The 18,869-nt window shown below is 56.4% G+C and carries 16 protein-coding genes and 1 pseudogene; 14 read left to right on the top strand and 3 right to left on the bottom strand.

What is annotated here, in order from left to right; all coding sequences use genetic code 11:
- Positions 1-40: 40 nt before the first annotated feature.
- The 6 genes from RC73_RS00775 to RC73_RS20710 all read left to right on the top strand — a co-directional run bounded on the left by RC73_RS00775 (position 41) and on the right by RC73_RS20710 (position 5,894).
- Positions 41-1,141 (top strand): iron-siderophore ABC transporter substrate-binding protein, encoded by a 1,101-nt coding sequence (locus RC73_RS00775; protein WP_082014197.1) that lies wholly within the window; start codon positions 41-43, stop codon positions 1,139-1,141.
- On the top strand, positions 1,138-2,187 hold the full coding sequence (locus RC73_RS00770) for a FecCD family ABC transporter permease (protein ID WP_052247902.1): 1,050 nt from the start codon (positions 1,138-1,140) through the stop codon (positions 2,185-2,187). The genes RC73_RS00775 and RC73_RS00770 overlap by 4 nt, the downstream gene beginning before the upstream one ends.
- The gene (locus RC73_RS00765; protein ID WP_052247901.1) at positions 2,184-3,245 is read left to right on the top strand and encodes a FecCD family ABC transporter permease; all 1,062 of its coding nucleotides are present in this window, start codon (positions 2,184-2,186) and stop codon (positions 3,243-3,245) included. Before RC73_RS00770 ends, RC73_RS00765 begins: the two co-directional genes overlap by 4 nt.
- Entirely contained in the window at positions 3,242-4,117 is an 876-nt protein-coding gene (locus RC73_RS00760; protein ID WP_052247900.1) for an ABC transporter ATP-binding protein, read from the top strand. The genes RC73_RS00765 and RC73_RS00760 overlap by 4 nt, the downstream gene beginning before the upstream one ends.
- Complete coding sequence (gene fhuF, locus RC73_RS00755; protein WP_082014196.1) at positions 4,108-4,962, top strand: siderophore-iron reductase FhuF; 855 nt, start codon at positions 4,108-4,110, stop codon at positions 4,960-4,962. The genes RC73_RS00760 and fhuF overlap by 10 nt, the downstream gene beginning before the upstream one ends.
- Before the next feature lie 530 nt (positions 4,963-5,492).
- Positions 5,493-5,894, top strand: coding sequence for a hypothetical protein (locus RC73_RS20710; RefSeq protein ID WP_039032833.1), 402 nt, complete (start codon positions 5,493-5,495; stop codon positions 5,892-5,894).
- Positions 5,895-5,954: 60 nt separating this feature from the next.
- On the opposite strand, the pseudogene RC73_RS21055 reads toward RC73_RS20710, so the two are convergent.
- From RC73_RS21055 to fadI, 3 genes and pseudogenes are all read right to left on the bottom strand, one after another.
- Positions 5,955-6,197 (bottom strand): annotated as a pseudogene (locus tag RC73_RS21055) (IS5/IS1182 family transposase); the annotation flags it as partial.
- Positions 6,198-6,445: 248 nt separating this feature from the next.
- Positions 6,446-8,584 (bottom strand): fatty acid oxidation complex subunit alpha FadJ, encoded by a 2,139-nt coding sequence (gene fadJ, locus RC73_RS00745; protein ID WP_039032832.1) that lies wholly within the window; start codon positions 8,582-8,584, stop codon positions 6,446-6,448.
- A gap of 6 nt (positions 8,585-8,590) precedes the next feature.
- Entirely contained in the window at positions 8,591-9,901 is a 1,311-nt protein-coding gene (gene fadI / locus RC73_RS00740; protein ID WP_039032831.1) for an acetyl-CoA C-acyltransferase FadI, read from the bottom strand.
- Between the two features lie 243 nt (positions 9,902-10,144).
- On the opposite strand from fadI, the gene RC73_RS00735 reads away from it, so the two are divergent.
- The 8 genes from RC73_RS00735 (at position 10,145) to RC73_RS00700 (ending at position 18,848) form a co-directional block, all read left to right on the top strand.
- A complete protein-coding gene (locus tag RC73_RS00735) occupies positions 10,145-11,101 on the top strand; it encodes an AAA family ATPase (protein ID WP_039032830.1) in 957 nt (318 codons plus the stop codon).
- Positions 11,101-12,045 (top strand): DUF58 domain-containing protein, encoded by a 945-nt coding sequence (locus tag RC73_RS00730; RefSeq protein WP_039032829.1) that lies wholly within the window; start codon positions 11,101-11,103, stop codon positions 12,043-12,045. The genes RC73_RS00735 and RC73_RS00730 overlap by 1 nt, the downstream gene beginning before the upstream one ends.
- Positions 12,042-12,545, top strand: a complete 504-nt coding sequence (locus RC73_RS19760; RefSeq protein WP_052247899.1) for a DUF4381 domain-containing protein — start codon at positions 12,042-12,044, stop codon at positions 12,543-12,545. The genes RC73_RS00730 and RC73_RS19760 overlap by 4 nt, the downstream gene beginning before the upstream one ends.
- Positions 12,539-13,528 (top strand): vWA domain-containing protein, encoded by a 990-nt coding sequence (locus RC73_RS00720; protein WP_039032828.1) that lies wholly within the window; start codon positions 12,539-12,541, stop codon positions 13,526-13,528. The genes RC73_RS19760 and RC73_RS00720 overlap by 7 nt, the downstream gene beginning before the upstream one ends.
- Positions 13,525-15,531, top strand: a complete 2,007-nt coding sequence (locus RC73_RS00715; RefSeq protein WP_039032827.1) for a vWA domain-containing protein — start codon at positions 13,525-13,527, stop codon at positions 15,529-15,531. The genes RC73_RS00720 and RC73_RS00715 overlap by 4 nt, the downstream gene beginning before the upstream one ends.
- The gene (locus RC73_RS00710; RefSeq protein WP_039032826.1) at positions 15,525-17,144 is read left to right on the top strand and encodes a BatD family protein; all 1,620 of its coding nucleotides are present in this window, start codon (positions 15,525-15,527) and stop codon (positions 17,142-17,144) included. Before RC73_RS00715 ends, RC73_RS00710 begins: the two co-directional genes overlap by 7 nt.
- Before the next feature lie 443 nt (positions 17,145-17,587).
- Entirely contained in the window at positions 17,588-18,151 is a 564-nt protein-coding gene (locus RC73_RS00705) for a sigma-70 family RNA polymerase sigma factor (RefSeq protein WP_039032825.1), read from the top strand.
- A complete protein-coding gene (locus tag RC73_RS00700) occupies positions 18,144-18,848 on the top strand; it encodes a DUF3379 domain-containing protein (RefSeq protein WP_039032824.1) in 705 nt (234 codons plus the stop codon). The genes RC73_RS00705 and RC73_RS00700 overlap by 8 nt, the downstream gene beginning before the upstream one ends.
- Positions 18,849-18,869: the final 21 nt, after the last annotated feature.

Genomic DNA, 18,869 nt, shown 5'->3' with positions numbered 1-18,869 from the left:
ATAATAAGGAGCGCCCCGCACTGCGGGGCGAATAACAAATATGTTGTGTGAAGCAAGGCGCCTGTTGGCGCTTGTCGTGTTTCTGAGCCTGGGGCTGGCGGGCTGTTATGTCCCTCAGCAAACCAAAACCCAAACACCGCCGCAAAACGGTTATCCGGTTTGCATTACCACGGCCCACGGGACCAGCTGTATCGAGTCGCCGCCCAAACGCGTGGTGACCCTGGGAGCCGGGGCCGAAGACTGGACCCTATCCTTAGGGGTTGTCCCCATCGCCATTGAACCCCATTACTGGGGCGGCGATGCAGAGGGTTATCTGCCCTGGTTTCGCCAGGCATTGGAAGCGCAAGAGCTGCCGCTGCCCGCCATCATCAGCAGTTACCCCGAACTGGATGTGGAGCGATTATTGGCGTTGAAACCGGATCTTATTCTGGCGCCCCAGTCCGGTATCACCCGCGAAAGCTTTTTGCAGCTGAGCGCTCTGGCCCCCGTCATCGCCTATCCGGACAAACCCTGGCTGACACCGGTTAAGCAGCAGGTGGAACTGATAGCCAAGGCGCTCGGCAAAGAAGCGCAGGCCAAAGCACTTTTGAAACAGCAACAGGCCTATATCGCCCGAGTCGCCGCCGAAAATCCTCAGTTCAATGGCGTGCGCCTGGCCTATATCAATGCCGCCAGTCGAGTTGGCAATCTCTCGGTTTATGTCACAGGCGATCCCAGAGTGGATCTGCTGTTGGCGCTGGGGTTTGTATTGCCGCCACAACTGTCCGGGCTCAATGCCAGCCGAGGCCACTTCGCCGCCCACATAGGACTGGAGCACGCCGATATGCTGGACGATGCCGAGCTGCTGCTCAGCTGGTACAGCTCGGACAAGGCCAGAGCCGAGGTGGAAGCCATGGCGGTTATCCGTCGTCTGCCCGCCATGCGCCGCGGTCGGTATCTGGCAATAACCGACCCGGCGTTGGTGATGGCCAGCTCCTACGGCTCGCTGCTAAGCGTTAAATGGGCTATTCCCAAGCTGGTGCCGCAACTGCAACAAACCCTGGCAGGGCAACAAGAAAACCCTCGCCCAAACAGACCGTCAGACACACAGGCTGGTGCAGATACAGGCGCGCCATCGAATAAAAACGGGAGGCCGGGATGACACACCCAAAAACTTTTCTGCAACATGGAGCTACCCAGTCCCCGAGCCGTCTTGGACGTAACACCTTAGCCCTGCTTGGGCTGCTGACGATGCTGGCGCTGCTGGTATTGGCCAACCTGCTCTTTGGCGCCCGCACGCTACCGCTGACTATGCTGGGCAAGCTCTGGCAACCGGCCGCAGACGATCATCTGTCGCTGGTGTTACAGGCAAGGCTGCCAAGATTGCTGTGCGGCATGTTGGCCGGCATGGCATTGGCAATGGCCGGTTGCGTTATCCAGGCGCTGTGCCGCAACCCCTTGGCGGATCCCGGCCTGCTCGGCGTCAATGCCGGCGCCAGTGCCTCTCTGGTCACTCTGGGGCTGTGGAGCGCAACAGCGGGTTTGAGTCTCTTCTGGCAGGCCTTGCCCGGGGCGCTGCTGGCCAGCGCCTTGGTGTATCTGATGTCCAGGGCGCAGCAATCCCAGGGGCAATCCGCTGCCGTCAGGCTGATCCTGGCCGGCGCCGCCATCAGCGCCGTGCTCGGGGCCTATGTCCAGGCCAGAGTGCTGCTGAACCAGCAGCTATTTGATGGTTTCAGGTATTGGATGGCGGGCTCCCTATCCGGACTGGGCTGGCCGGAGTTTCATGCGCTCTGGCCCTATCTGCTGCCCGCCGCGGCACTCTTGTGGCTGCTGGCACCGGCGCTGAATCTGATGCTGCTGGATACTCATACCGCCAAGGCGCTCGGTGCCTCCCAGGGCTGGCAGGGGCTGCTCGCCTGGCTGGGTGCCACTTTGCTGTGCGCCGCAGCCACCGCCATTGTCGGCCCGCTGGCCTTTGTCGGCTTGGCCAGTACCCATCTGGCCAGGCGTTATCTGACACTCAATTTCCGCCTGCTATTACCGGGAGCCGCTTTAATAGGCGGCGCCATGGTGTTACTGGCAGATCTGTTGGCGCGGGTATTGATGCCGCCGGCCGAACTGCTGACCGGCATCATGGTCGCCCTACTGGGAGCGCCGTTTCTGTACCTGATGGCCCGAGGGCAAAACCTGAAGGAGGCGTCATGAACCACACCCGTTTTCCCATCTGGCAATGGGGCCCGATAACCTTAAGAGCCCCCTCCACCGGCGCCATAAGGGCTGCCTTGCTGGCTGTACTTTTGCTTGTCGGTGCACTGCTACTTAGCCTGATGCTGGGACATCAGGGCCTGGCGCCGGTGAGCCTTGCCAAGGCCCTGTTTGCCGAAGCTTCCGACTATGAAAACTGGCTTTTGTGGCAATCACGCCTGCCAAGGGCCCTGTGCGCCCTCGGCGCCGGCATGGCGCTGGGACTCTCCGGCGCCGTGTTTCAAAGTCTGAGCCGTAACCCGCTGGGGAGCCCGGATATTCTCGGGGTCAATGCCGGCGCCAGTGCCGGCGCCGTCCTCTGGTTATTATGGCTGCCGGAACTGCCATTGCTGCCCGGCGCCCTCTTGGGCACTGGGGTTGTGCTCCTGCTGTTTTTCGCAGGGCTTGGACGCCAATGGCAGTTTTCCCGCAATCTGGTGCTGATGGGCATCGCTATCAACGCCTTTGCCATCGCCCTGGTGCAGTTTGTACTGACACTGGTGCAAAGAGAGCAAGCGCAGCAGATGCTGGGGTATCTGTCCGGCAGTCTGGCACACCGCACCTGGGGTGATGTGCTGCTGATAACCTCAGTGTTACTGCTGGCGCTGCCCGCTCTGTTGCTGCTCTCCCGCCGTCTGTCACTGCTGAGCTTGGGCCAGGAACTGGCTCAGGCGCTTGGCAACCCGGTGCGCCAAAGCCAAACACTGGCGCTGCTGTTTGCCACCTTGCTGGCGCTGGGCGCCGTACTCTGCGCCGGCCCTGTAGCCTTCGTCGCCTTGGTGGCGCCACATCTGGCCCGCTTTGGCAATCGTCAACTGGCACTGCTGCGCTCGGCGCTGATAGGCGCGCTGTTGCTGCTAGGGGCCGACACCCTCACCTTATTGCTGCCGGGCAACCAAAGGCTGCCGGTGGGCGTATTGACCGCCCTCATCGGCGGCGTCTATCTGGCGCTACTGTTGAGCCGCGAAATCTGGGGACAACCGCAACTGGCCAAGGGACTGAAAGGAGAAAAATCATGACCCAATACCCTGACTATGACATTGCCCTCAGTGGGCATGAGCTTTATCTCGAGTACGGCCAGAGGCCCATCATAAGCGCCATGAACCTGGCCATCCCCAAGGGTAAGCTGACGGTGATCCTTGGCCCCAATGGTTGTGGCAAGTCGACCCTGCTCAAGTGTTTGAGCCAGGTACTGCCGCCCACACGCGGCCAGGTCATCTTGGGTCACACCCCTTTGGCGCAGATGAGCAACAAGGCCAGAGCCAGGGAGCTGGCATTGCTGGTGCAAAAGCCGGAATTGCCGGAAGGAATAGATGTGCAGGAGCTGGTCAGTCGCGGCCGCTACCCTCATCAGAGCCTGTGGCACCAATGGTCAGAGCAAGATGAGCTGGCGGTTGCCCAAGCCCTGGCTGCCACAGGGTTAACGACACTGGCACAAAGGCCTGTGGCCGAGCTCTCGGGCGGCCAGCAACAGCGAGTCTGGCTGGCGATGGTGCTGGCGCAGCAAACCGACTTGCTGCTGCTCGATGAACCCACCTCGTTTCTCGATATCCGCGCCCAGCTGGCAGTACTCGACTTTTGCCGTGCATTGGTGGATCAGGGTCGCACCTTGGTATTGGTGCTGCATGACATCAATCAGGCTCTGCGCTACGGCGATCACTTGCTGTTGATGCGTGATGGCAAGCTGATTGCCTGCGGCGCACCCGAGTCACTGTTGACCGAGGCCCTACTGGAACAGGTGTTCGATATCAATGCCAGCATAATCACAGATCCCGAGGCCAACTGCCCGATGATTATCCCCAGGCCCAGAGCCCGCCCCAGATCTGCCGGACGCCATGACGGCGAGGATTCGACCAACACTGCCACCGGAGGACTGCCGTCATGGGAATGAATATTGCCAGCGAGCTCAACCAACTATTGGCGCAAAAAGCCGCCTTCTATGGCGAGCATTTCAAGGCCATAGAGAGTCTGGAGCAGTTACCCCAAGAAGCCATCAGCTTGAACTCGGTCTTGAGCCAGGCATATTACCCGGCGCTGCTGCAGCAATTTGCCCTGAGTTATCAAACCAAGGTGTCCACGACTTGTGCCACAAAGCCCGAGATCGACGCCCGGGCACTGCACTCCATGTGGAGTCAGTGGTTTTTCGGCCTGCAACTGCCACCCCTACTGCTGTGGTTATTTGCCAGTCAGCCCGGCAGCGCACTTAACCGCGCCATAACATCAGCAGCTTGCAGTGACAACTGGTACCTTGAACCTTTTGATAACGGCCGGGCAGAAACTTTTTATCTGCTGCTTGATGCGGATGTCAGCCATCCGGCTCCCGCCGGGCAACTTGCCAGTTGGGAAAGCTTACTAGAGCGGTTGCTTATTCCGATTGTCGAGCGTCTGGCAGCGCTGGGGCCAGTGCCATCAAAGCTGCACTTCAGCCATCAAGCCTATATTGTGCATTGGTATCTGGGTGAGTTGTCACTGCCCGTCAGTTGGCGGAAGCAATTGATAAGAGAGATGTTCGAGCAAGCTGAGCTGCAGCCACGTACCTATGTTGCACCGATTGTCCATCCGTTTTGGCGTAAGCTAAGGCTCAAGCAGCAGCAAAGCCCGCGTATCGCCTGTTGCCTGCGGCACAAGCTTCCCTGCACCCCAATGTGCGCCGATTGCCCGCTGGATAAGAACAGGCGCCGTAAGGGTGGCAGTAGCGGGGAAGATACCAGCAAATCTTGTGTATGCTCGGCATAGATTGACAGACTAGGATACAAGGTGCCACTCCTGGGAAATAGCGAATCCTATGTTAGAAACATCGTTAGAAATATCGTTAGAAACATTGCGATTTTTTCATGCCGAGACTCAAGCGGCTAATACACGAGAAAATTCTACTTTTGGCTGCTGTTATGTTTCGGGAGGACAAGCAAACCAGTCCTCCCCCCATTTACTGGGTCGGGCACGGAAGCGGCGGCGCCTAGGGATTTACCCGTTCAGATCCCACAGGACTCAGGATTTGACGACCAAAGCCATTTAAACCAGCCCGCTCACAAAAAAAACATTTTAATTCATAATATTACGCGCCTTCACTTTCTGAGGCTGTACTCTTTTTTGTACCTATTCCGATCAGAACATCACCTTAATTCGGCACTGACACTATCCACTAAATGGCTTAAATATCAGTAGGATGATACAAAGTATTACTGAGATAATACTTTAGTGATATGGACAAAAAGCATACAGCGGATAGCATGGTGTTGCACTTTAGTTAATCATAAGGAGTTGATATGAAAAATATAAGTGTGGCAATGGCATTGGTTTCAGCTGTTGTGTTCTCTCAAACCACGTTAGCGAGCGACAATAGACTTTGCCTTACCAACGATACAGAGTTTGTAGCCAGTGGTTACTCCGTGCAGGATGGCATAGACGACCCAAACTTTGACCCAAGTATTGAGGTCCAGGTTACTTATTCAGGGAAGGTTTGCACATCATCGCCAAAAGAAGTGGATACCCTCTCAGTTCCGGTTCCAAACACTCCTATTGAAGGAGATAAAAGGACAATAGTGCAAACTCGTGGAGGGTGGGTATATACCTGGGAACAGCTCTATACCAGTAGTGGATGGCAGACTACTTTGTTTTCGCAACGCTATATTGGTAATGGCAATGGTAAACATGAAACCCAACGTTAAGTAACAAGTTCTGGGCCGTTCTAGGCCCAGTTTCTTACTTGTTTTCCCCTTCCTGAAAAAGATTGTCGGGCGAACAGGCCTACCAAGTCTTATGACTTTGTTTAATGCCTTAACGCCAGCCAATGCTTCACCCACCTGTCCGTTATAATCACGCAGGCTTAATTTGGCACTGATAAGTTGTTTATCGCGATACATGGCGCTCTCGGACAAGGAGCGCAGATGGCAGTTATTCATCAACTTCCATAGCTTCAACTCTTCTGCCTTGAGTGCATCCACAGTCTTATTTCGAGGATGTCTTGGTTCCCTTTGTCGTCTTGGTTCCCTTTGTCTACTCTGTGCCGAACTCATTTTTAGCTCACTCCAGACTGCGAAAAATATAAAAAAACGCCCCGGTGATTTACAGCCTTACCGGGGCGTTTGGTTGGAGGTTTGCGGCCTGAGGCCGCTTTTACACTAAAGCTGCACTGTTATTCAAAGGCTGTTACTCAAAGGCTGTTACTCAAAGTGCTGTTACTCAAAGGCGATTCGAAGAACAGCCATTCCAATCAGTGTCAGTCGAAGAAGCGTCGTCCTTCTGCGGCCATGGTCTTGAGCAATTCACTCGGGGCGAATCTGTCGCCGAAGCGGCTCTGGAAGCGTTCCAGCTTGGCCAGCAACTGATCGGCGCCCATGGTGTCTATATAGTGGAAAGGCCCACCGAGGAAAGGCGGGAAACCTATGCCGAAGATGGCGCCAATATCCCCATCGCGGGCAGAGGCTATGATGCCCTCTTCCAGACACCGCACCGCTTCATTGAGCATCTGCACCACACAGCGCTCTGCCAGGTTGGCATTTTCGGCGCCAACACCCGGCGCTATCCCCAGCACCTGATAAACGCTCTTGTCCACTTCCTTCTTCTTGCCGGCTTTAGGACCGTAGAGATAGAAGCCCTTGGCATTCTTGCGCCCCTTGCGGTCATCGGCGAGCAGCTTATCGAAGGCAGAGGGGGCAGCGAAACGCTCACCCAACTCTTTTTCGAGTATCGGCGAAATCTTGGCGCCCACATCGATACCCACTTCATCGAGCAGAGTGATAGGGCCGACCGGGAAACCAAACTTCACCAGCGCCTTATCCAGGCTCTCGACACTGTTGCCCTCGAGCAGCAGCTGCGCCGCTTCATTCATATAGAGCGCCAGAATACGGTTAACATAGAAACCGGCGCCATCTTTCACCACTATCGGTGTCTTGCCCTGTTTGCGGGCAAAGGCCACTGTGGTGGCTATCGTCTGGGGCGAGGTTTTATCGTGGGCAATCACTTCCACCAACGGCATCTTCTCTACCGGCGAGAAGTAATGCAGGCCGATGACGTTTTCCGGTCTGGCGGCGGCTTCGGCAATCTGACCTATGGGCAGCGACGAGGTGTTGGAAGCAAAAATAGTGTGTTCACCGCATTCGCGCTCGATATCCCGCACCATTTGATGCTTGAGATTGAGATCCTCAAATACCGCCTCGACCACTATGTCGGCATCCTTGACCCCAACATAGTCTGTAGTCGTCGTCATCAAGGCCATCTGCTTATCGCGCACCGCCGGGGTCATATGCCGACGCTTGACGCCCTTATCCAGCAACTTATAGGCATAGCCCAGCGCATTGCTGAGTCCCTGCTCACTGATATCCTTGACCCGCACCGGGATTTTGGCCTTGGTAGTGGTCACTGAGGCGATACCGCCGCCCATCAGGCCACCGCCGAGCACTACGGCCTTGTGAACCGGACTCGGCTCAGCACCTTCGGCGCCGGTTTCCTTTTTCATTTCTGTGGTGGCAAAGAAGATGGAGCGCAGCGCCGCCGACTCGGGCGTCATCACCAGCTCGCCGAAATGGCGCGCCTCGGTGGCCAAACCTGCCTCTATCCCCTGACTCATCCCCACCCGCACACAGTCGATGATCTTGTCCGGCGCCGGATAGTTACCCTGGGTTTTTCTGGCAACCTGTTTACGGGCCTGATCAAAGATGATTTTCTGCCCAAAGCCGTTGCTTTCGAGCAGCTTGTTCATCATAGGTTGATTATTTTTGCCTTTACCGCGCTTGGCTTTGCCGGCCAATGCCAGTTCAACCGCCGCCTCCAGCAGAATCGACTTGGGTACCACATCGTCCACCAGCCCCATCTTCAGCGCCTGCTTGGGGCGAACCTGTTTACCGGTAAGCATCATATCCAGCGCTGTGGTGATCCCCACCAGGCGTGGCAGACGCTGGGTTCCACCACCGCCCGGCAGCAGACCGAGCTGAACTTCCGGCACCCCCAACATGGTTTTCTTGTCGTCACTGCACACCCGCAGATGACAAGCCAGTGCCAGCTCGAGGCCGCCACCGAGACAGGCGCCGTGAATGGCTGCGACTACAGGAATTTTCAGCCCTTCCAGTTCGGCAAACACCTTATGCCCTGAGCTCGACAGCTCGCGGGCATCGGCGGCGCTTTGACAGGCATCGAGCATGGAGATATCTGCGCCGGCCACGAAGGAGTCGGGCTTGCCTGAAATGATCACCAAGCCCTTGATACTGCTGTCCGCTTTGATTTCGCTCAGCAAGGCGCTGATCTCAGGGCCGAATTCGGCCTTGAGGGTATTCATGCTTTCGCCGGGTACATCCATGGAAAGAATGGCAATGCCGTCGTCGCGGCGGCTGAGGCTAAAACTCTTGTTGCTGTTTTCCATCTGCAATTACTCCACTTCCACTATCATTGCCACACCCAGACCACCGGCCGCACAGGCGGTTGTCAGACCCGTACCGCCACCGCGGCGCTTCAGTTCATTACACACTTGGGTGATCAAGCGAGTACCCGTGGCCGCAAACGGATGGCCATAGGCCAGCGAGCCGCCGAGCACGTTGAACTTGCTCATATCGATTTCACCAATGGCGCGGCTCTGACCGAGTTTTTCCTCGGCAAACTTCTTCGAGGCAAACATCTTCATATTGGCCAAAGTCTGGGCAGCAAAGGCTTCGTGCATCTCTATCAGGGTCAGATCTTCGAGCTGCATACCGGCGCGTTTCAGCGCCAGTGGCGTGGCGTAGGATGGCCCCATCAGCATGTCTTGCCAGACATCTATGGCGCTGAAAGCATAGCTCTTGATATAGCCAATGGGGGTGTAACCCAGGGCCTTGGCTCGGCCTTCACTCATCAGGATCACCGCAGAGGCGCCATCGGTCAACGGGGTACTGTTGGCGGCAGTGACACTGCCGTGCTTGCGGTCGAATACGGGTCTGAGTTTGGCGTAAGACTCAAGGGACGAGTTGTCGCGGATATTGTTGTCACGCTCGATAAAACTTTTGTAGGGCGGCACATGAGCCACCATGACTTCATCCTTGAGCTTGCCTTCGTTCCAGCTCTGGCTCGCCAGGGTATGAGAGCGGTGGGCCAGCGCGTCCTGATCGGCGCGGCTGATGTCGTGGCTCTTGGCCATCTGCTCGGCGGTTTGCCCCATGGACAGGCCGGTGGAATATTCGGCCACAGCAGGCGGCACAGGCAAGAGATCTTTAAACCCCAGACGGCGAACTATGTTCCACTTCTGTCCCAGGGTACGGGCCTTATTAAGATCGACCAAGGCATGGGCCAACTTGCGGGACACCCCGATAGGCAGCACAGAGGAGGAATCCGAGCCCCCGGCTATGCCTATTTCGATATTGCCCGTCATGATCGACTCGGCAATATTGACAGTGGACTGAAAACTGGTGGCACAGGCACGGGTAACACTATAGGCATCTGTGTGCAAATTCATGCCGGTACCCAGGACAATTTCACGGGCAATATTGGGCGCTGCCGGCATCTGTACGACCTGGCCGTAGACAAGCTGCTCAATCAGCTTGGGGTCCAATTCACTGCGACTGAGCAGCTCATTGACCACCATCTTGCCCATATCCAGCGCCGACACGCCGTGAAACGCCGTCGCCTGTTTGGCAAACGGGGTACGCAGACCGGCCACTATGGCAATCCGCTCGCCCCTGGCATTGGTTACCTGTTGTCTGTCACTCATTTGTCACCCTCTTATTAAGCAGCGCACGCCGAAAATGGCCCTGACACTGCGCTTTATTGTTTTTCCATAAGAGACCCGTACTGCCCTAAACAGGTCTGACCATTAAAAGTGTGATCTGATTCTAACTTCTTGTTGGCCGGTTTTAAACACTTGTTTGTTTTTTTAACACTAGCCAAGGGCGCAGGGAATTCTTTACCATAACCGCTGTCTATAGTTGGGCCTTAAAATAAAACGAGTAGCATCATGCCTTTGAGTCGATTTCATGCACTGCAGACCTATCTGGATCAAGTGATCATAGGTCAGCCAATTTTGACCGAAAACCTGCTTATCGCTCTGATAGCCGATGGCCACCTGTTAGTGGAAGGACCACCGGGGCTGGCCAAGACCCGGGCCGTTAAAGCGCTGTGTGATGGCATTGAGGGCGACTTTCACCGCATTCAGTTTACCCCGGACCTGCTGCCGGCCGATTTGACCGGCACCGACATCTATCGAGCCCAAACCGCGACCTTTGAATTTGAGGCCGGGCCGATATTTCACAACCTTATTCTGGCGGATGAAATCAACCGTGCCCCGGCCAAGGTGCAGTCGGCCCTTTTGGAAGCCATGGCCGAAGGCCAGGTGACAGTGGGCAAACACTCCTACAAGTTACCGCCGCTGTTTTTAGTGATGGCGACCCAAAACCCGCTGGAAAACGAGGGCACCTACCCGCTACCGGAAGCCCAGCTTGACCGCTTCCTGATGCACCTGAACCTGGATTACCCGGAAGCAGACACTGAGCTTGAGATCCTGCGTTTGTCCCGCAGCGAAGCCAAGACCCACGGCATGGAGAAAGTCACTCCCATAGGCCAGCAGGAAGTATTCCTCGCCCGGGAGCAGGCGCTGGAGCTGTATCTGGCCGAGCCGCTTGAGCGTTATATTGTCGACTTGGTGATGGCGACCCGTCAGCCTCAGCGCTACAGCGACCAGCTTGCCAAGTGGCTGGAATACGGCGTCAGCCCGCGGGCGACCCAATCCATCGAGCGCTGCGCCCGCGCCCGCGCCTGGTTATATGAACGTGACTTTGTCTCCCCTGAAGATATTCAAGCCGTGGTGCCCAATGTACTGCGTCACCGTTTGCTGCTGAGTTATCAGGCGCAGGCCGAAGGGGTCAGCCGCGATCAGGTGATTGACCATGTGCTCAATCAGGTGGCCGTTCCCTGATGAAAGCCGCAGCAACAGACTCTTCACTGCCACTGTTTGCCGACGGCCTCCACCTGTGTGAGGCCGAGCTGCTTGCCTGCCAGAATATCGCCCGCGCTCTGGGTGACCGGCAAGGAAAAGCCCGCGCGGCCATGGCCGGTCACAGAGCCAGCCTGGTCAAGGGCCGCGGCATGGAATTTGCTGAAGTGCGCCACTATCAACAGGGTGATGATGTCCGCACCATAGATTGGCGGGTCACCGCCCGCACCGGCAAGGCGCATACCAAGCTGTTTGTCGAGGAGCGTGAGCGCCCTATTCTGCTGTTGGTGGATATGAAGCACAGCCTCTATTTCGGCTCCCAGCTGTTATTGCAGTCGGTACAGGTGGCGCATCTGGCGGCGACCTTGGGCTGGAATGCCATCATGCAGGGCGACCGTCTCGGCGCGCTGGTGGTGGGCGATAGCGCCCACAGAGAGCTTAAGCCAAGAGCACGCAATCAGGGGATCCTGGCACTGATATCGGCGCTGGTGGCGGTACACAAGTCGCAGCTCGAAGCGCTGGACAGCCCCCATGAAGATGGTCAGGCGTTAATGCTCCAGGCCTGTCAGCGTCTGGCACGACTGGCCAAACCCGGCTCCCTTATCTGGATAATCACAGACGGCAACGGTTTTGGCAGCGAATGTCAGCAGGCGCTGTCGGAACTCAAACGCCACTGCGAGCTGGCGGCCTTTGTGGTAACAGATCCCATGCGCCAAGGCACACTCGAGCTGCCGCGGCAGTTTGCCCTGCCGGTACGGGAGTCGGGCCGCAGCCTGATCCTGGATCGCAGCGGTTATGATGCCTGGCTCGGTCGTCAGCGCGCCAACCTGGCGCAGTTTGATACCCTGATGCAACAACTCAAGGTCCCGGTTCGCACTCTGGATGCCGGCCGGCGCCTCAATCAACAATTGACACTGTTAAGATGAATCCCAATCAAGCCAATCCGGCGCTGAGTGCGCTCAAGGATATTCAACTACCGGCCGAGGTGCCCTTTTGGCCTCCGGCTCCCGGTATTTGGCTGCTGATGCTGCTGGCCTTGTTACTGCTTGGCGCCGCGGCATTCTTTGGCTATCGGCGCCTGCAGACAGCCAAGGCTCACAAGGCGGTGGCTCAAGCCGCCATGACTGAACTGATGCAGTTGCAGGACCAGGACCCGGAGCTGCTATCCAAGATGAGTGCATTATTGAAACGCACCGCCATCAGCTATGGTGAGCGTGCCCAGGTGGCCGGACTCAGCGGTAAACCCTGGGCCGAGTATCTGGATAACGCACTGCCAGCCAAGCTGCGTGGGCGCTTCGCCTCTTTGCTCGAAAATCAATACAGTGGTCAACCGAGCGCAGCCCCTGCCGAGTTGCGGGCGCTTTGTGTTTGCTGGCTCAAGTGCGCACCGAAACACTTTGCCAAGGGAGGTAAACCAAGATGCTGACCCTCCATTGGCCCTGGTTACTGCTGCTTATTCCATTGCCGCTGCTGCTTGCCTATCGCCCCGCCGTCAACAGCGGTGGTCAACTGCAACTGCCCGGCGTCGATGCCCATGCCCGCGAGCAGCAACAAAGCAAACGCAGAGCGCCCTTGAGTCTCTGGCTGCTGTGGTGCCTGTTGCTTTTGGCCATCGCCCGGCCACAGTGGCTTGGCGATCCCATAGAGCTGCCTACCGAAGGGCGGGATCTGATGCTGGCGGTGGATCTCTCCGGCAGTATGCAGATTGAAGACATGGTGCTCGATGGCAAAGCGGTAGACAGATTCACCCTGATCCAGAAAGTGGTCAGCGACTTTATCGAGCGCCGCGCCGGCGATCGTATCGGCCTGATATTGTTTGCCGATGCCGCCTACCTGCAGGCGCCACTGACTCAGGACAGACGCTCTGTGGCTCAGTATCTCAAGGAAGCTCAAATCGGCCTGGTGGGCAAACAGACCGCCATTGGCGATGCCATTGCCCTGGCGGTAAAACGCTTCGATAAGGTCAAAGACAGCAACCGGGTGTTGGTGCTCTTGACCGATGGCTCCAACAATGCCGGTAGCATAGTGCCGGATCAGGCCGCCGCCATTGCCGCCAAGCGCGGCATCACCATCTACACCATAGGTGTGGGCGCCGATGTGATGGAACGTCGCACCCTATTTGGCCGTGAGCGGGTCAACCCCTCGATGGATCTGGATGAAGCCCAGCTGCAACGGATAAGCGATGCCACCAAGGGGCGCTATTTCCGTGCCCGGAATACCGAAGAACTGGAGCAGATCTATCAGGAAATCGACAAGCTGGAGCCCGTCAGCCGTGACGCCCTCAGTTACCGGCCGCAATCCGAGCTGTTTTACTGGCCGCTGGGACTTGCGCTGGCACTGAGCGTACTATTGCAGCTGCAAAGCCTGTTGCTCAGCGTCTGGCCAAGGCCTTGGGGGAGGAAATCATGAGTTTGCACTTTATCCGTCCCGAATGGCTGTGGGCCTTAGTGCCACTGGCATTGCTGTTAGTGCTGCAAAGTCGCCGTCAAACGGGCCAATCTGACTGGGATCGTTATATTGCGCCGCATCTGGCGCCACTGCTGTTGACCCAAGGCAGCAAAAGTCGCCAAAACCGCCTGCCCTGGCTTGGTCTGGCCTGGTTGGTGGCGGTACTGGCCTTAAGCGGCCCGGCGCTCTACAAGAAACCCCTGCCGGTATTTGCCAGCAGCACAGGACGGGTGCTGGTGATGGATATGTCTTTGTCCATGTATGCCACAGACGCCGCCCCCAACCGTTTGACCCAGGCCAGGTTCCGCGCCACGGATCTGCTGGGGCAACTCAATGAGGGGGAAACCGCGCTGCTGGCCTACGCGGGTGATGCCTTTATCATCAGCCCCTTGACCCGGGATCGCAACACCCTGCTCAATCTGTTGCCAACCCTGAGCCCGGCCATCATGCCAGTGCGCGGCTCCAATTTAACCGCGGCGCTGGAGAAAGCCAAGGAGCTGCTCAGCCAGGGCGGCCACCTGCAGGGCGATATCATCTTGATAACAGATGGCGTCGGCAGCCGTCAGCTCAATGCCGCCAAACAGGCGATTGAGGGCAGTCACTACCGCTTGGGCATTCTGGCGATAGGTTCATCCCAGGGTGCACCGATAAGGCTGCCGGATGGGCAACTGCTCAAGGACAGCCGAAATGAAGTGGTAGTACCGGCCACCGACTTTGGTCTGCTCAGCGAGCTGGCGAGTGCCGGGAACGGCATTTTGGTGCCCTACAGCAACGACGGCAAGGATCTGCAAACGCTGGTGCAGTGGCTCGCCACCAGCTCGGATGCCACAGAAACAGATCTTGCCGGCGATACCTGGGTCGACCTTGGCCCCTATCTGGCATTCTTGCTGTTGTTGCCGCTGCTTTTAAGCTTTCGCAGCGGCCTGCCGGTGCTATTGCTGCCCTTGAGTCTTGGCCTGCTTGTCAGCCCACCTAGCCAGGCAAGCGGCTGGGATGACCTCTGGCAAACCCGAGATCAGCAGGGAATGCAAGCATTCAAGCAGGAGGATTTTGCCACTGCTGCCGACAAGTTTGTTGACCCCGCCTGGCAAGGCAGCGCCCGCTACCGCAGCGGCGATTATCAGGGTGCGCTGCAAGCCTTCGAGCAAGATGGCAGTGCCACAGGCTTATACAACCAAGGCAATGCCCTGATGCAGCTTGGCCAATATGAAGAAGCCATCAAGCGCTACAGTGACGCCCTGACACAAGTGCCCGATATGCAGGATGCCATTGACAATAAGGCGTTGGCGGAATCCTTGCTAAAGCAGCGAGAGCAGCAACAAGATCAACAGAGCCAGGATAAGCAAGAGGATCAAAGCCAGCAGGATCAACAACAGAGTTCTCAGTCCGGCAAGGATCAGAGTCAGGGCAGTCAGGACAGCGCCCAGGGTGACAACAGCCAGGGCCAAAATCCAAGCAAAGAGCAAGGTCAAGACAGCCAAGCCGACCAAGGCTCAAGCAAGGACTCGGACCAGGGCTCAGATAAAGACGCTAACAAAGAGAATAGCGCTCCTTCCACTGCCGACTCGCAGCAAAATGCCGAGGATAACACCGGCGCAGGCTCTGAGCCTGAGATGCAGGCTTCATTGCCACAAGAGCAAGAGCCGCAAAATGAGTCAAGCACAGCTGCAGGTCAAAACGGTGCAGCTAAGCAGGATGGCTCTGAGTCTGATGCCGACAAGGCCAACTCGGCGAGTCTTGCCGAACAACAACAGGGGCCAAACGATGAGCAAAGCGATGATCAGGTTAAGGCACAAGTTGCCGCCTCGTCACTCGATGACACCGAGCCCCTGCCCCCCGAAATGGAGCGGGCGCTGAAGGCATTGGTGGATGACCCGGCCACTTTGCTGCGCAACAAGATGCAACTCGAGTATCAAAAACGCCGCCAGCGCGGCGAGACACCCAAGGACAATGAACAGTGGTAACTAGACTTATTCCTCTATTGCTTCTGTGCCTGCTGCCGCTCAAGGCACTGGCACTGACACAGCTTCAGGCCTCGGTCGATCGCAATCCCGTGACCGAGAGCGAGTACTTTATGCTGTCCGTGGTGGCAGATGATGAACTCGAAGCCCAGGCACTGGACACCTCGGCCCTGTTGAAAGACTTTATCGTCGGCCGCACCAGCGTCAGTCGCAGTACCCAGATCATCAATTTTGATGCCCGCAAGGAAACCCGCTGGCAAGTGATGCTGGCCCCCAAAACCACAGGTCAGGTCACTATTCCGGCCCTGAGTATCGATGGCGTCAGCAGCGATGCCATCGAATTGAAGGTGATGCCGGCCGGTAGCCGCCCGGAGGCGCAAAAAAACCTGTTCCTGCGTACCAGTATCTCGGCCAAGGAGGCCTATGTCGGCCAGTTGCTCACCTACAAGGTAAAACTCTTTCTGGCCGTTGAGCTGCAGCGTGGAGTGTTGTCGGCCCCCTCTATCAGCGGCGCCCAGATAAAACAGCTCGGCGAGGATAAAGAAAGCAGTGAAATAGTCAACGGCCGCCGTTTTCGGGTGATAGAGCGCAGCTACGGCATCATAGCCGATGAACCCGGCGAGCTGGCGATTTCCGGTGCCAACTTCTCGGGAGATGTGCTGGTCGATACCCCAAGACGCGGCATGTTCGCCTTTCAGGAAAGTCGCCCCATGCAGGCCCAGAGTGACAGCATGCTGGTCAGCATCAAGCCGATCCCGGCCGAATATCACGGCGACTGGCTGGTATCGGATCTGGTGATGCTCAAAGAGGAATGGGACGACAAGCAGACTTTTGAAGTGGGTCGCCCTATTACCCGCAACCTGACACTGCTGGCATTCAATGCCGATGAAACCAGCCTGCCGGAGCTGAAACTGAGCTTGCCGGACAATCTCAAGAGCTATCCGGAAAAGGCGCAGCGCAAGACCTTCGTTCGCGACAACCAACTTGTCTCTCAACTGACCCAAACCATTGCCATAGTGCCCTCCAAACCGGGGAGTTATACCCTGCCGGAGATCAAGGTGCCTTGGTGGAATCCGCATTTAAAGCAGCAGGAGTTCGCCCTGCTGCCGGCGCGCACTATCCAGGTAGCCCCCGCGGCCGATATGCCACAGCCCGTCATCAACCCGCCGCAGGAAGAATTAAACCTCAGTACCGGCTTCTGGCCTTGGTTGACCGCTCTGTTTGCGTTGCTGTGGCTGGCCACCTGTGTGTTGTGGCTAAAGGCGCGCAAACAACAAGCGATAGCCGCTCCGGCAACAGTGGCGCAAGCTCAAACAAGCGAAACCCGGCCGGGGTTGGTTCAGGCTTGTCAGCAAGGGGACTTGAGCCGGGTATTCAAGGCATTGCTACAGGAACTCAGTGATATCACGGGCCATAGCGTCACACTCGATGAACTGCCTAAACTGGCACCTGAGTTGGCCGCCATCGTCGCCAAGATTCAGGCCAGTCGCTATGGCAGACAAGGCAGCGATCCCGCTCAGTATTTCCCGGCGCTGTTGCAAGCCTTTGAACGCTTCCAGAGCCAATACTCCAAGGCGGCTGATTCGGCCTCGGCGCTGGCGCCGCTAAACCCTTAACAGCAGGCCCCGGGCTCATCAAGCTACTAGCTTGTTAAGCCCGGGGTAATCCCAATGAACTTCAGTGTCTGATCCACCGCCGCGAATCCGCGCCATGGTTATAGCTAAAGTTATGGCTAATGTTATGGTTAGGCGGCATACCCATTGGAGGAGATGCTTATCCATTAATATCAGCTCATTCGTCCGCTATTGAGCATTCGTTAAAGATAACAATGGAGTTGCAACATAAACTAGCACCATAGTCATGCTATCGGCCTCGCGATTGTCATCAAAAAGTTGCGAGATGAACAAAAAATATCGTTAATAGCCTTAGAGTTTTATCCGTTAATATTGCAAAACCCAGTCCAATTCATGGTTTAGACACACTTTATGCCACCGCCATTTGCCAGAACACCTGCAACGCCATTAAGCTTAATGATGACAAAAATAAAACAAGCATGAAAATGTTCGATAGCTGGCGAAAGAAAAAGTCTGATGATGCGGTCATTTCTGACATGCTGAATAAACAAAGACGTTACGATAGCCTGGTCAGGGCGCTGCATGCCGATATCTACCGCTACGCCTTCTGGCTTTGCGGCGATCGCCATATAGCCGAAGATATTACCCAGGAAACGTTTCTCCGGGCCTGGCGCTCGCTGGATTCATTGAAAGATGACAAGGCGGCCAAGGCGTGGTTAATCACTATTTTACGGCGGGAAAATGCCCGCCGCTTTGAGCGTAAGCAGTTTGATTATGCCGATATCGGCGAAGAGCATTGGCAGGATCCCGGTTCCCAGAGCCAGGAAGAACATGCCGAGCACTACCTGCTCAGGCGTCAAATAGCCCAATTGGAACCCGAGTATCGGGAGCCTTTGTTATTACAGCTGATAGCCGGATTCAGTGGCGATGAAATTGCCCAATTACTGGATCTAAACCGAAATACTGTCATGACCCGCTTGTTTCGGGCCAGAAATCAGTTAAAAGAAGCACTGGAACACTCCAAGGTCAGAGGTCAATCCAATGGATGAGCTGAAGTTTCGCCGCCAGGCCTATGGCGACCCCAATAATCAGGATCCCGAGTTTCTCGAGGCCCTAAGCCAAAACGAAGACAATCAGGCGTTTGTCGCCGAACTCAAGGCACTCGATGGCAAGATAAGTCAGGCGCTCAGAATTCCTGTGGCCGAAGACCTGAGCGAAAAACTGCTGCTGAAACAACAGTTGGCCGTGCACCATCATCAACGCAAACGTACAGGCTGGATGCTGGCGATGGCCGCATCCATCGCATTTGTTGCCGGAGTCAGTTTCAGTCTCTGGCGTCAGGGACCGGTGGACTTAGGACAACACGCACTTGCCCATGTGCGCCATGAAACCATGGCCATGACCAGTAATGCCGATATCTCTTATCAAGCGATCAATGCCGAACTGGCATCACTTAAGGGATTGGGCAATGCCAGATTCAACAGCCAACCAGGAAGGGTGTTTTACAGCACTTTCTGCGATTTTCAGGGAATTGAGAGTATTCACCTGGTATTGGCCGGTGAACAAGGCAAGGTAACAGTGTTTATTGTGCCCCCTGAACACAGGGTAATGCTGGCCGAAGCCTTTGCCGATAGCGAATACCGGGGAGAGGCGATAAAAACCGACTCAGCTTACCTGGTGTTGGTAGCCGAATATCCTCAAGACCTGGACGCTGTTAAAGAAGAAATAAAACAGAGCTTTATTTGAAGAATCAGGCTTTGCAGTACC

The sequence above is a fragment of the Shewanella sp. ECSMB14102 genome (genome assembly GCF_000813075.1).
In the GTDB taxonomy this organism is placed as follows: Bacteria; Pseudomonadota; Gammaproteobacteria; order Enterobacterales; family Shewanellaceae; genus Shewanella; species Shewanella indica.
This window is presented reverse-complemented; position numbering and strand designations above follow the sequence as displayed.